Raw genomic sequence first — 12,153 nt, 5'->3', positions numbered from 1 at the left:
TCGCGCAACCACCGACAGGGCGTCTACCACCTCGAATCATCTCAAATCGCGGCCTCCCGTCGTGGTCCGAAGCGTCGGTGTTCACCCCGTGGCACTATCGCAGGATGGGCGACGGACTGTTGGGGTGGCGGTGACGACCGAGTCGCAGCCCGATCAGGCCGCGATCCTCCGTCGAGTCATCGACACCGTTCCCGCCCTCATCGGTTACTGGGACACCGACCTCCGAAACGTGGCGTCCAATCAGGCCTACGTGGACTACTTCGGGCTGACGCCAGACCAGGTCCGGGGCATGCACATCCGAGACGTGCTCGGGCCATCGGTCTACGAGTTGAACAAGCCGTTCATCCTCGGCGTGCTCCGCGGTGAACATCAGCAGTTCGACCGCACCCTCATCGACACCAGCGGCAAGATCCGCTTCACCCAGGCCACGTACATCCCCGACGTCATCGACGGGGTCGTGCGGGGTTTCGTCGTCCACGTCAGCGATGTCTCCGAACGTGTTCAGGCGGAGAAGGCACGCGACGACGCGGTGACCCTGTTCGAGACGGCCATGAGCAACGCGCCCATCGGACAGGCTGTCGTCGACAGCTCGGGTCGGTGGCTGCAGGTGAACCAGGCGATGTGCGACCTGACCGGGTACAGCGCCGACGAGCTGCGCAGCCTGTCGTTCCGGGACATCACCCACCCCGACGACGTGCCCGCGGCCGACCTACACCTGACCCAACTTCTCGACGGCACCCGGTCCCACATCGAATCCGAGAAACGGTACATCCGCAAAGACGGGTCGATCGTGTGGGTACAGCGCAATGCGGTGATCGTCCACGGGGTCGGCGACGGTGCTGCCGACATCCTCATCGCGCAGATCCAGGACATCACCCGCCGCAAGCACGCCGAGGCCGAGTTGGCACGTCAAGCGGTGACCGACGCACTCACCGGACTCGGCAACCGTCACTCGTTGATGGCGCAGATCGACGCCCTGAGGCATGTCCAGGGTGACGGCGTGGGTTTGTTGTTCCTCGATCTCGACGGGTTCAAGTCGGTGAACGACACCTACGGTCACAGCGCGGGCGACGAACTGCTCGCCGACGTGGCGCGCAGGATCAGACAGACGATCGATGACGATGATGTCGCCTGCCGGATCGGTGGAGACGAGTTCGTCGTGATCATCTACTCCGCGACGTCACCGGAGGATGTGGAGAATCATCGCGTCGCCTTGAAACGTGCTGTCGCCGGCGAGTACCTCCTCCCGTCGTTGGCCGAGCCGATCACGATCGGGGCCTCGGTGGGGTCGAGTTGGTCGAACACCGGCGATCACCGTGACCTGCTCGCCGTTGCCGATCAACACATGTACCGAGACAAGAGCAGCGCTCGGCGACAAGCTGTTGCGACACAACCGATCACGCCGACAGAGCGCACCCCAGACGATCGTTAGCGGGTCACGAGCTGGACTTGATCTCGCGCTTCCGGCCCGGCCGGACGATGCGCGGGATACGGTCTGAACAGGAGTCCAACAGCGGCTCGACCATCCGTAGTTCTCTCGGAGGTACTCGTGATCACACTCGGTGTCATCCTGCTCATCATCGGCCTCATCGCCAAGATCTCCATCCTCACGACGATCGGGGCCATCCTGGCCGTCGTCGGAATCGTCCTCGTCGTCCTGGGCCGCACCGGCCGCAAGGTCGGCGGTCGCGCGCACTACTTCTGATCGGGGATCGAATTGGCGAAGCTCGACGGTGTAGGTATCTGGAGTTCTCAACTGAGGTACGGAGACTCAGCCGAATCAGCTGACTCCGCAGCCGAACTCGAGACCCTGGGTTACACCGCCCTGTGGATTCCCGACGTCGGTGGGCCGGTGTTCGACTCCGTCGCCAACCTCATGGGTGCGACCGAACGTGTCGTCGTCGCCACCGGCATCCTCAACCTGTGGATGCACGAGCCCGCCGACGTCGCCACCGCCTACCACGAACTCGTCGGTGAACACGGCGACCGCTTTCTGATGGGTATCGGCGTCAGTCACGCGCCGTTGGTCGACGCCGGCGACCCGGGCCGCTACACGAGGCCACTCGCGTCGACGAGGGCTTTTCTCGATGCCATCGACGCCACTGAGAACCCGGTCCCCATCGAGTCCCGCGTGTTGGCCGCATTGGGTCCGAAGATGTTGGCGCTCTCGGCGACACGCGCCAACGGGTCGCACCCTTACCTGGTGACCCCGGACTTCACCGCGGGCGCGCGCGAGACCCTCGGCCCCGGACCGCAACTGCTGCCCGAGCAGACCGCGATCCTGACCACCGATGCCGACGAGGCGCGCAGCATCGGCACCGACTGGCTGCGCGCGTACCTGCAGCTGCCGAACTACGCCAACAATCTGCTGCGGTCCGGCTTCACCGAGGACGACCTCACCTCGGTGAGCGACAGGTTGTTCGACGCGATCATCGCGTGGGGTGACGAGGACGCGATCGTGCGGCGTGTGCACGAGCACCGGGACGCCGGCGCGAATCACGTGTGCGTGCAGATTCTGGGCGCCGACCCCCAGGCCTTTCCGCGCGAACAGTGGCGCCGCCTCGCGTCCGCGCTGACGTAGGTCTCGCTCGCCGCTGAATCAGTACGTCGCCGACACGGCATGGCGTTTTCACAGGTCGGCGGACCTACCCTCGGGGGATGGGTGATCCCGGAACCGTGAGCAACCGTCTCACCTGGCTACGCAGACGTCTGGCCGGGGTACGGATCCGCCTGACGGTCATCGCCACCCTCCTGCTCGCGGTCGCTCTCGCCCTCGCCGCCGCGATCATGCTGTTCGTCCTGCACGAGTCGCTGCTCAACGCCGCCGACGGGGCCACGTCCGCGCGAGCGGGCCAGATTGCCCAGGCGTTGCAGAACGAGTCGCCGGCCACCATCGACGTCCAATTACTGGCCCCGTCCGACGATGTCGATGCCATCCAGATCGTCAGCCCGGACGGAACGGTCCTGGCCGGCACACCCAACGCCCGCCAGAGCCCGCTGTCCGGCGGTGCCGCCCCGGGTGCGCGACGCACTGTCGACGACGCGCGCATGAGGTCGGGCGATGACGAGTACCGCGGCAGCGTTCTCGGAGTGACGACCCCGGGAGGACCCCTCACCGTCATCGTCGGTGCCGCCGAGGGGCCGATCAACGATGTGGTGCTGACGGTTGCGGTGCTCTTCTGCGTGGTGTTCCCGGTCATCCTTCTCATGCTCGCCGCCGCGGTCCACTACGTCGTCGGGCGGACCCTCCGGCCGGTGGAACAGATCCGCTCCCAGGTCGCGTCGATGTCGAGCTCGGACCTGAGCCGACGGGTGTCGGAACCGGACACCGGCGATGAGATCGCGACACTCGCCTCGACGATGAACCAGATGCTGGACCGACTCCAGTCCGCCCGCGAACGTCAGCTGCATTTCGTCGGCGACGCGTCCCACGAGCTACGCAGCCCGTTGATGACGATCGTGGGCATGCTCGATCTGGCGCGCACCAGCGGTCGCCCCCTCGACACCGACACGATCGACACGGTGGTCCTACCGGAGGCGCATCGCCTGCAGACCATGGTCGACGACCTCCTCCTGCTCGCCCGGGCCGACGAGAACGGCGTCCCACTGACCGTCGAGGATGTCGATCTCGACGACATCGTCGATGCCGAGGCCCGGCGACTCGAACGGCTCGGAAGGATCCGGGTGCACGCGGACGTCGAGGCGATACGCGTTCGGGGTGATCGCGACAAGCTCACCCGAGCCGTCCGCAACCTCGCCGACAACGCCGCGCGCCATGCACTCGATTGCGTCGAGATCTCCATGTCGAGCGACTCCGCCGCCGGCACGGCATCGGTGACCATCAGCGACGACGGACAAGGCATACCCGAACCGGATCGACAGCGGGTGTTCCAGCGATTCGTCCGACTCGACACCGATCGACAACGATCACGTGGCGGTTCGGGCCTGGGGCTCGCGATCGTCGCCGAGATCGTGCACGCGCATGACGGCGATGTACGCGTGGACGAGGCGGTCGGCGGAGGCGCGGCCGTGACGGTCGTCCTTCCACTCCCGGGCGCGGATCAGGCGGACGAGCCGCCGTCGGCGGCGAGTCGATAACCCACACCTCGAACGGTCTGCAGGGCGGTTCGTCCGAACGGGGTGTCGATGCGGCGCCTCAGATACCCGGCATACACCTCGACCACGTTCTCGTCGCCGTGATAGTTGCTGTCCCACACCGACCGGAGGATGTCGGCCTTGCTGATCACCGTCCCCTTGTTCCGCATCATGAACTCGAGCATCGCGAATTCCCTGGGGGTCAGGTCGATCTCGGTGTTGCCGCGCCAGACCCTGTGGCCGCTCGGATCCAGCGACAGGTCACCGGCAGTGAGGGTCACCGGCCGCTGGGGTGCGCCGCGACGCACCAGCGCACGGAGACGGGCGACGAGGACCGCCACCGAGAACGGTTTGATCAGATAATCGTCGGCACCGAAATCGAAGGCGTCGACCTGGTCGTAGTCGCCATCCTTGGCCGTCAGCATGAGAACGGGTGTCCACACCTGCTTCGCGCGGAGCTCCCGGACGACCTCGTAGCCGTTGAGTCGCGGCATCATGATGTCGACGATCAGCACGTCATAGGTGTCGGTGCTCGCTGCGAAGAGACCGTCCTCGCCGTTGTCCTCGACGTCGACGACCCATCCTTCCGCGACCAGTGTCCGCCGCACCGTCTCCGCGCCGTTGCGGTCGTCCTCGATCACCAGTACCCGCACCGTTTCAGTATCCCCCGCTACAGCCGATTCCCGATTCTCAGCACCCTCTCAACAACCGGCGCCTACCGTCACGACTCATGGACAGTTTCAACGGCTTGCCCCTGCACCCACTCGTCGTGCACTTCGTGGTCGTGCTGATCCCGTTGGCCGCCGTGTTCGCCGTGCTCGGGGTGGCGTGGCCCGCCGCCCGTCGCAAGCTGGGGATCATCACCCCGATCATCGCGGCTGTGGCGCTCGCGGCTACTCCGATCGCGACGAGTGCCGGGGAGTCGTTGGAGAAGAAGACACCGCCGAGCGCGGTCCTGGACCGGCACACCGAGCTCGGCGACCAGATGATCTATTGGGCCGCCCCGCTGTTCGTGTTCGCCTTCCTGTGGTGGGCCTTCACCAGCCCGTGGTTCCGGGAGGGCGCCTGGTTCAACGACCGGGTCCCGGCATTGACCCACGGGCGAACTCAGGTCGCGATCGCCGGTGTCCTCGGGGTCGTCCTGGTGATCGTGGCAGTGGGGGCGGTGATCTGGGTCTATCGCATCGGCGACGCCGGCGCCCAGTCGGTCTGGTCCGGTTAGACCAGGCTGTCCTGACTTCGGCCACTTTCCCACGGGCACTTGTGATCCGCGCAACAGTGGACGAACCGAACTCGGGCGGTTGAGGTTTGGCTGCACTGCCTGGACGCCGAGGTCTCGATCCGCTTTCATTGATCGCATGTCATCGACCACACCCGCTCAGCACGACGCCGAGCCGCACGCCTCCGCACCCGGCAACAAGCTGAACTGGCTGCGCGCCGGTGTCCTCGGCGCGAACGACGGCATCGTCTCGACGGCCGGGATAGTCATCGGGGTCGCGGCCGCATCGGCCGACCGCGGCCACATCTTCACCGCCGGCCTGGCCGGTCTGACCGCAGGCGCCGTCTCCATGGCCCTGGGTGAGTACGTCTCGGTCAGCACCCAACGGGACACCGAGAAAGCACTTCTCGCAAAGGAGAGCGCCGAACTCCGCGAGCAGCCGGAAGAGGAACTCGAAGAACTGGCCGCGATCTACGAGTCGAAAGGACTGACCCCGGAGACCGCCTGGCAGGTCGCGATGGAGCTGACCGAGAACGACGCGTTCGCGGCGCATGTGGACGCCGAACTCGGCATCGACCCCGAGGAACTGACGAATCCGTGGCAGGCCGCGATCTCGTCGGCGATCTCGTTCACCGCGGGCGCGCTGCTCCCATTTCTTGCGATCATGCTTCTGCCCGCCCATCTTCGAATCCCGATCACTTTCGTCGTCGTCGCCGTCGCGTTGGCCCTGACCGGTTTTCTCAGCGCCACCATCGGTGACGCGGGTCGCGGCCGTGCGGTACTGCGGGTGACCGTCGGTGGCGTCATCGCCATGGCGGTGACCTACCTGATCGGTGCACTCGTGGGCACTGCCGTGGGCTGAGGGCGCAGCGGCTCAGCGTCACCACAGGATCGGATCGTCACAGTGGTCTGATGAAATCTCATCTCACCCGAATCGAGGTCACGGTCGCGCTCGTCGCGGTGGTGGCTCTCCTGGGGGTGGCGATCGCGGTCGGCCACAACCCACTCCGGTCGATCGATGCGGGCGTCCTGAGCTGGATGGTCGATCACAGGTCGTCGGGCGCCACATCTGCGGCAACCACGGTGACCGACCTGTTCGCCCCCATGTGGACAGGCATCTGGACCGTCGTCGCGGCCGCCGTTCTGGTCGCTGTGGATCGCACCCTGATCCGCGCGGTCCAGCTGCTCGCGACGGTTGCAGTCGCCGGCGCCGCATGCGAGGTCATCAAACTCGCCGTCGACCGTCTCCGCCCACCGACGTTCGATCAGGTCGCCTCACCAGAACTCGCCATGTCGTTCCCGTCCGGCCACGTCACCGGTGCGGCCGCGCTGCTGATCGGGCTCGCGGTCATCACGACGAGTGCCGCGCGTTCGCGCACACGGTGGTGGGTCGTCACCGCTGCTGTGATCGTGGCGTCGGGTGTCGCCCTCTCCCGGTTGTATCTCGGCGCGCACTGGTTCTCGGATGTCGCCGCGGCCGTTGCCCTGGCCGTCGCCGCCGTCGTCGCGGTGCCCGCGGTTGTCGGCTTCGGGATCGACCGAACGTCACGGCACATGCTGACCAGCCGCTCTCAGCATCGTCTCAGGACCGGGGGTCCACTGTGAACCGATGTGGAACCCGACGGTCGACGCTCCCGTGATCGTGTACCCCGGTAGCGACCTCGAGACGTCGGGACGGATCGTCGACGACTTCGGCGAGTTCGACGCCCACGGCGTAGAGGTCAACTCGACGCACATCTCCGACCCTGCGCGGCGATGGGCTGTCCTGACCGACGATGGTGCGCTGGTTTTCGTCGACACGCACCAGCTCGCTGCCGCTCCGGGCCAGTCCGAGTAGCGGTCGACCGCCGATCCGGATGCCGGAGCACATCTCGCACCGTCATCCCGGATTACAGTCCATGACGTGGAGATCTCCCAGCGAGCCCTCGAGCAGTTCGTTGCGGTCGCCGACGAGGAGCACATCGGCCGCGCGGCGGCGCGGCTGATGATGACGCAGCCACCGCTCACACAGGCCATCCAACGACTCGAGCGCGCGGTGGGTGTCGAGTTGCTGGAACGGTCGCGGCGAGGCGTTCGGTTGACCGCGGCTGGTCGTTCCTTCGCCGACGACGCGCGCCAGTTACTGGTAGCGCAGCGTGCGGCCGTCGAACGTGCTCGACGGATCGCCGACGGTGCCGAAGGGGACCTGCGGGTCGGGCATGTCGCCGGCCTCGCCCACGAGACGGTACCGCGACTGCTCGGGCTGGTGCATCGCAAGATGTCCGGGGTCCGCGTCCACCTGACCCAGCGTTCCTCGGCCGAGCTGGTGGTTGCCGTGCGCGCCGGGAGCCTCGACATCGCGTTGGCACGCGCACCCCTGGCCGACCACAACGGCGTCGACCTGCGCGCGCTGCCCGACGAACGCCTCGGGGTCGCGGTCCCGGTCGGGCATCGCCTCTCCGCGACGTCGTCGGTCCGGTTGGTCGAACTCCGCGATGAGCGGTTCGCTCTTTTGCCCAACGCCTGGTCGGAACTCGGTGAGCAGGTGCAATCCGCCTGTCGCCGAGCGGGCTTCGCCCCCATGGTCGCCGCGCGCGCCGACGGCCTACCCGGGCTGCTCGGACACGTGTCGGCCGGCGGCTGCGTCGCTCTCGTGCCGACGTCGGTGGCAGCGATGACGGCTCCCGGGGTGGCGGTGATCGCGTTGGCCGACATCGACGACGATCTGACGTTGCGGACCTGCCTGGTGAGCCGCTCCGGGGCCACCGATCCGATGGTTGATCGGGTCGTGGCCCTGCTCGGTTCGACGCGGCTCACCTAGCGACAACGCCCGCGCGTCACCGTCCGACGAAGTGCGGCGCCCGGCGCTCGGTGAACGCACTCATCGCCTCGGCCGAGTCGGCGGTCGACTGCACAACCGCCTGATGGGAGGCGATGAGGTCCAGCGACGTGCGGAGGTCGCCGTGGGCACCCGCCCGGACCGCTCGCTTGATCAGCTGGACCGCGACCGGCGGCTGCGCGGCCAGCCGGTGGACCATCGTCTCCAGCGCGGTGCGCACCTCGTCGAACGGGTGGACCTCGTCGACCAGTCCCCACTCCAACGCGGTTGTCGCCGAGACGAACTCGCCCGTCCACAACATACGCAGGGCCCGTGATCGTCCGACGATCGGCGGCAGGTAGTGACATCCGCCGTCTCCGGGGACCAGTCCGACACGGATGTACCCCTCCGAGAAGCGTGCCGTGTCGGCCGCGATGCGGTAGTCACCGGCCAGCGCCATGTCGAGTCCGGCACCCACCGCGACACCGTTGAGCCCGAACACCAGAGGCTTGGCGAGATTCTCGGCCGCCAGCGCCACCGGTTGGACGTACTCGGTCATCAACTGTCGACTGGCCAGCGGCGAGGTGGCCTTCTCCTGCAGGGCGCCGAGATCGGCGCCCGCGCAGAACGCGTCCCCGGATGCCGTCACCGCGACCACGCGCACCTCGGGGTCGGTGTCGAAGCGCCGATAGGCGTCGGCCCACTCGCGCAACATCTCCGGGGTGAAGGCGTTCTTCTTCTCCGGCCGGTCCAGTTCGATCCAGCCGACATGGTCACGGACGGTGATGTGGATTCCCTCGGTGCTCACAATGTCTCCTCGGTGGTTGCGGTGATCATGGTCCAGAGTCCTTCTGCGCCGGCGACGGTCGCGTCCGATCCCAGCTGCGCGGCCCAATCGCCGGAATCGATGGCCTCACGCCACGCCCACAGGCGGGTCGTGAAGCGATGCAACTCGCTGAGTTCGGTGAAACCGATTGCGCCATGCAGCTGATGGGACAGGCGGGCGATCTCGCCGGCGGACGCGCTCGCCTGCACGACTGCGGCCATCACGGCGTGGCGCGCGGCCGTGCCGAGCGGCGATGCGTCGGTGGCGACGAGGTGCCGGCCCGCCAGGGCTGACACTGCGCGTACCAGGGCGACCTCCTCCAGCAGCAGCGCCAGGTTCTGCTTCACCGCCTGGAAATGGTCGAGTGTGCGTCCGAGCTGTCGGCGCGTGGCAGTGTGCGTCACGGTCATCTCGGCGCATCGCTCCGCCGCCCCGGCGATGAGCAGTGCATGCACCGCCGCGATTCGCAGTCGGGTGTCATCAGCCACCTCGCGTCGTACCGGAGCGGGATCGGCGACCGTCATTCCGTCGAAGACGAGTGTGGCCGAGGGGTTCCCGGCCAGATCGGTCTCCGTGCCGACGATCGTGACTCCCGACGTGGCGTCGAACACCACCGGGCCACCGGGGCTCTCGGCGAGGACGAGGACCGTGTCGGCATTGCGTGTCCCCGACACCCGGGCGATCGTCCCGGACACGACCAGGGCCGTGTCGGTACCCGCGGCACCGGCCGGGCCGACCGCGGAGTCGATGTCGACGTGGCGGTATCGGACCACCAGCGAGTCCGCATCGGCGACGGCAACCGTCACCGATCCCTCGGTCGCGGATAGCCCCGCCGCCCGCAGGAGCGGGCCGGCGACGAGCAGGGTCTCGCCTGTGGGCGCCTCGGCGGCGAGATATCCGGCCTGACGCACGTCGTCGATGTCGGTGGCGTGTGTGCGCACGCCCTCGGTGCTGATCGTGGTGCTCATCGCGCAGTGACCTCCTTGGTGATGACCCCGCGGAGGATCTCGTTGGTGCCGCCGCGCAGGGTGTATCCGGGTGTGTGGAGCAGGGCGAAGGCCAGCAGCTCTGCGTGGCCGCCGATCGTTGCCGATCGGTTGGGTGCGACCGGCGAGACGGCCCGGACCTGCTCGATCAGATCTCCCTCGAAACGGGTTCCGAGGTCCTTCACGATCGCGGCCTGCACGTCGGGCGAGGCGCCGGCCTGCAGCGCGGACGCCACGCCCAGCGACATCGCGCGCAGCGAGATGAGGCGGGCGACGAGATGCCCCACCACCGACTGCTGGTGCTGCGACGTCGACGCCGAGGCCAACAGCCGCACCAGCGACGTCAGTACCGGAAGCGTGGACAGGAAGCGTTCGGGACCGCTTCGCTCGAAGGCGAGTTCACCGGTGACCTGCCGCCACCCGTCCCCCTCGGCGCCGAGGACGCGGTTGTCGGGAACGAGGACGTCCTCGAGGTGGACCGCGTTGAATCGGTGCTCCCCGGTCAGCAGGCGGATCGGTTCCACCCGCACTCCCGGGGCACGCAGATCGACGATGAACTGGGTGAGCCCCTCGTGGCGGTCGTCGTGATCCGACGATCGGGCGAGCACGATGGCGTAGTCGTTGAGATGCGCACCGCCGGTCCACATCTTCGTACCGTTCAGGCGCCAACCGCCGTCGGTGCGCTCGGCCCGGGTCTGCACGGATGCGAGATCCGAGCCGCTCTCACGTTCGCTCATCCCGATCGAGAAGAAGCATCGTCCGGCCGCGATCGCGGGCAGGAACGCACGCTTCTGCTCCTCGGTGCCGTGCGACAGGATCGAGACGCCGGCCTGCCGGTCGGACACCCAATGCGCCGAGACCGGGGCTCCGGCGGCCAGCAGTTCCTCGATGACGACGTACCGTGCGATCGGACCGGCTCCACTGCCGCCGAACTCGGTGGGCAGCGCCATACCGACCCATCCCCGTGCCGCCAGGCGTTCGCTGAACCCGCGGTCCCATCCCGACAGCCACGAATCCGGTCGTCCCATGACCGTTCCGTTGGCTCGTTCCTCGGCGATGAAGTCCCGGACCTCGCTTCGCAGCTCCTCGGCACGATCAGGGAGCAGCGGGTCGGGGAACCGGACCAGTTGCGCCACTGCGCGGCCTCGATCGTCGGTGGTCATCGGTGTGCTCCGTTCATGTCGGTGGTCGATTCAGTCGTCGAGAGCATTGCTGCGCAACCGATCTCGGTGAGCACCTCGGCGGTGTGTTCTCCGATCGACGGGCAGTGACGCATCGTCGGATTGGGGTCCACCGAGTAGTGGACCGGGTTCGCGACGAGGCGGTAGGTGCCCTCCGTCGGGTGTTCGGCATCGGCGACGAGCCCTCCGGTGACCGCGTACTCGGTCTCGGTGGCCGCCTTGAGGTCGAGCACCGGGGCCGCAGGGATGCTGACCCTGTCGCAGAACTCCTGCCACTGGGCCGAGGTCCGCGACGGCGTCAGTTCCGCGACGAGGCGATACAGGTCGTCGGCGTTGTCGGCTCGGGTGGACATCGACTGAAACCGTTCGTCGTCGATGAGATCGGCGCGGTCGACGAAGGTGAAGAAGTCGCGCCAGTTGCGATCGTTGTAGGGCAGGATGCACATCCAGCCGTCGGCGGTGCGCTGCGCCTTCCGGGTGGTGCTCAGCGCGCGCCGATATCCGAACGGCGCCTCCGGGTCCAACGTCGCCGCCGCGAGATGCTCGACCAGGTTGAAGGCGAGCATGGTGTCGACCATCGGCACCTCGATGTCCTGACCGTGCCCGGTTCGGTCGCGGTACACCAGCGCCGCGAGGACCGACTGGGCGATCTGCATCCCGCAGATCTTGTCGGCCAGGACGGTGGGAACGAAGTACGGTTCGCCGGAGACCTGGTGGTTGAGCGACACCAGACCGGATGCCGCCTGGATGATGTCGTCGTAGGCGGCGCGGTCGCGCAGTGGGCTGTCGCTCCGGAAGCCCTGTCCGCGTGCGTAGATCAACCGGGGGTTGATGTCCCGAAGGACCGCCGCGGTCAGGCCGAGTCGCTCCATGGCCTGAGGGCGGACGTTGGTGATGAACACGTCCGCGGTGGCGGCCAGGGCCTCGATCGCCTCCCGTCCGTGCGGCGCCTTGGCGTCGATCACCACGCTGCGCTTGTTGCGATTGAGATTCAGCGTCGCCCCGCTCATCCCGGGGTGTCGGTGCGCGCCCATACCGCGGGTCATGTC

General features: G+C 67.5%; 14 protein-coding genes. 9 read left to right on the top strand and 5 right to left on the bottom strand.

The genetic code is table 11. The annotated features are described in order from the left end of the window. The first annotated feature begins 124 nt into the window (after nucleotides 1-124). The 4 genes from JHC79_RS18965 to JHC79_RS18950 all read left to right on the top strand — a co-directional run bounded on the left by JHC79_RS18965 (nucleotide 125) and on the right by JHC79_RS18950 (nucleotide 4,098). The gene (locus JHC79_RS18965; protein ID WP_296393743.1) at nucleotides 125-1,432 is read left to right on the top strand and encodes a PAS domain S-box protein; all 1,308 of its coding nucleotides are present in this window, start codon (nucleotides 125-127) and stop codon (nucleotides 1,430-1,432) included. 117 nt (nucleotides 1,433-1,549) lie between these two features. Next, nucleotides 1,550-1,705, top strand: coding sequence for a DUF6131 family protein (locus tag JHC79_RS18960; RefSeq protein WP_296393741.1), 156 nt, complete (start codon nucleotides 1,550-1,552; stop codon nucleotides 1,703-1,705). A 12-nt stretch (nucleotides 1,706-1,717) separates the two neighbouring features. Then, nucleotides 1,718-2,581, top strand: a complete 864-nt coding sequence (locus JHC79_RS18955) for an LLM class F420-dependent oxidoreductase (RefSeq protein WP_296393739.1) — start codon at nucleotides 1,718-1,720, stop codon at nucleotides 2,579-2,581. 77 nt (nucleotides 2,582-2,658) lie between these two features. Beyond that, entirely contained in the window at nucleotides 2,659-4,098 is a 1,440-nt protein-coding gene (locus tag JHC79_RS18950) for a HAMP domain-containing sensor histidine kinase (RefSeq protein ID WP_296393737.1), read from the top strand. On the opposite strand, the gene JHC79_RS18945 is transcribed toward JHC79_RS18950, so the two are convergent. Beyond that, a complete protein-coding gene (locus tag JHC79_RS18945) occupies nucleotides 4,062-4,748 on the bottom strand; it encodes a response regulator transcription factor (protein WP_296393735.1) in 687 nt (228 codons plus the stop codon). The genes JHC79_RS18950 and JHC79_RS18945 overlap by 37 nt on opposite strands. Nucleotides 4,749-4,825: 77 nt before the next feature. On the opposite strand from JHC79_RS18945, the gene JHC79_RS18940 reads away from it, so the two are divergent. From JHC79_RS18940 to JHC79_RS18920, 5 genes are all read left to right on the top strand, one after another. Then, nucleotides 4,826-5,317: a DUF2231 domain-containing protein gene (locus JHC79_RS18940; RefSeq protein ID WP_296393733.1), complete on the top strand. Its 492-nt coding sequence runs from the start codon at nucleotides 4,826-4,828 to the stop codon at nucleotides 5,315-5,317. A gap of 136 nt (nucleotides 5,318-5,453) precedes the next feature. Beyond that, nucleotides 5,454-6,176, top strand: a complete 723-nt coding sequence (locus tag JHC79_RS18935; RefSeq protein WP_296393731.1) for a VIT family protein — start codon at nucleotides 5,454-5,456, stop codon at nucleotides 6,174-6,176. Nucleotides 6,177-6,226: 50 nt separating this feature from the next. Continuing rightward, on the top strand, nucleotides 6,227-6,919 hold the full coding sequence (locus tag JHC79_RS18930) for a phosphatase PAP2 family protein (protein WP_296393729.1): 693 nt from the start codon (nucleotides 6,227-6,229) through the stop codon (nucleotides 6,917-6,919). A 4-nt stretch (nucleotides 6,920-6,923) separates the two neighbouring features. Beyond that, nucleotides 6,924-7,151 (top strand): hypothetical protein, encoded by a 228-nt coding sequence (locus JHC79_RS18925; protein ID WP_296393728.1) that lies wholly within the window; start codon nucleotides 6,924-6,926, stop codon nucleotides 7,149-7,151. Nucleotides 7,152-7,217: 66 nt separating this feature from the next. Further along, nucleotides 7,218-8,114 (top strand): LysR substrate-binding domain-containing protein, encoded by an 897-nt coding sequence (locus JHC79_RS18920; protein ID WP_296393726.1) that lies wholly within the window; start codon nucleotides 7,218-7,220, stop codon nucleotides 8,112-8,114. A 16-nt stretch (nucleotides 8,115-8,130) separates the two neighbouring features. Here the strand turns inward: JHC79_RS18920 and JHC79_RS18915 are convergent, their stop codons facing one another. From JHC79_RS18915 to JHC79_RS18900, 4 genes are all read right to left on the bottom strand, one after another. After that, nucleotides 8,131-8,919, bottom strand: coding sequence for an enoyl-CoA hydratase-related protein (locus tag JHC79_RS18915; RefSeq protein WP_296393724.1), 789 nt, complete (start codon nucleotides 8,917-8,919; stop codon nucleotides 8,131-8,133). Then, complete coding sequence (locus JHC79_RS18910; protein ID WP_296393722.1) at nucleotides 8,916-9,905, bottom strand: acyl-CoA dehydrogenase family protein; 990 nt, start codon at nucleotides 9,903-9,905, stop codon at nucleotides 8,916-8,918. Before JHC79_RS18910 ends, JHC79_RS18915 begins: the two co-directional genes overlap by 4 nt. Further along, entirely contained in the window at nucleotides 9,902-11,086 is a 1,185-nt protein-coding gene (locus tag JHC79_RS18905) for an acyl-CoA dehydrogenase family protein (protein ID WP_296393720.1), read from the bottom strand. The genes JHC79_RS18910 and JHC79_RS18905 overlap by 4 nt, the downstream gene beginning before the upstream one ends. Beyond that, nucleotides 11,083-12,153: CoA transferase (locus JHC79_RS18900; protein ID WP_296393718.1), on the bottom strand; the 1,071-nt coding region annotated here is incomplete at its 5' end. The genes JHC79_RS18905 and JHC79_RS18900, both read right to left, overlap by 4 nt.

The organism is Williamsia sp. (genome assembly GCF_016462415.1).
Taxonomy (GTDB): Bacteria; Actinomycetota; Actinomycetes; order Mycobacteriales; family Mycobacteriaceae; genus Williamsia_A.
This window is presented reverse-complemented; position numbering and strand designations above follow the sequence as displayed.